The sequence below is a fragment of the Vibrio sp. 1727 genome, from assembly GCF_033344415.1.
Classification (GTDB): domain Bacteria; phylum Pseudomonadota; class Gammaproteobacteria; order Enterobacterales; family Vibrionaceae; genus Vibrio; species Vibrio alginolyticus.
Genome location: NZ_JAWPOT010000162.1, coordinates 1 through 839 on the forward strand (window position 1 = coordinate 1; position 839 = coordinate 839).

Genomic DNA, 839 nt, shown 5'->3' on the forward strand with positions numbered 1-839 from the left:
GAAGTCCCTTTCCAAGCAACTCCGCTTGAAGTCGTACAAATGCAAGCAGACTTACTTGCGCTTCCGCTCATTACTATAGAGCTGCCTGAAGTCTTTCCGAGTAACGACATTTATCAATCGACCATCGTTAATGCATTACAAAGTAGTGGGCTGAACGTAGAAGCTGTCGCATTCGGCGATATGTTCTGCAATGGTATTGCCGATTGTCGTCGTAGCTACATTGAGCCAGCAGGATGGGAATGTGTCTTTCCTCTCTTAGGGGAGAATAGTTTGAGCTTAGCGATGGAAGTCATAGAGCGTGGTATTCAAGCTATGTTGATCACCATAGACGGAAGTGTTCTCCCTCCAGAATGGTGTGGTCGTTGGTATGACCAAGTATTAATCGAGTCATTACCACGTCATATTGATCCATGTGGAGAAAATGGTGAGTTCCACACATTGGTGACATCAACCCCATCATTTCAAGGACATATAGAACTGACTAAGCTTGAAGTAGAAATAGGGGAGCGATTTAGCCATCAAAGATACCGCGCCAAAGCATTGCCAAAACAAATCTAACCAGTATGATCGCCGAGTCTCTATTCATCAGGTAAGACTCGTGCGAGCATCAAGTAAGAAAAAAGTTCTAGTGTTTGATTCCGGTGTCGGCGGACTATCAGTTTTCCAAGAAATTCACCGACTCCTTCCACACTTAGACTACTTCTATCTGTTCGATAACGAAGCTTATCCTTACGGCGAACTCGATCAGAATGTGCTTATCTCGCGCGTCAATCAGCTGGTTTCCGCATTGGTGGCAGAGCATCACATCGATATCGTCGTCATTGCGTGCAATACTGCCA

1 protein-coding gene and 1 pseudogene are annotated in these 839 nt (G+C 45.2%); both read left to right on the top strand.

The features are described 5' to 3' along the window. The coding region (locus tag R8O10_RS24530) for an ATPase (RefSeq protein WP_318191861.1) at window positions 1-558 on the top strand (558 nt) is incomplete at its 5' end. Between the two features lie 40 nt (window positions 559-598). Then, window positions 599-839, top strand: a pseudogene (locus R8O10_RS24535) (glutamate racemase); the annotation flags it as partial.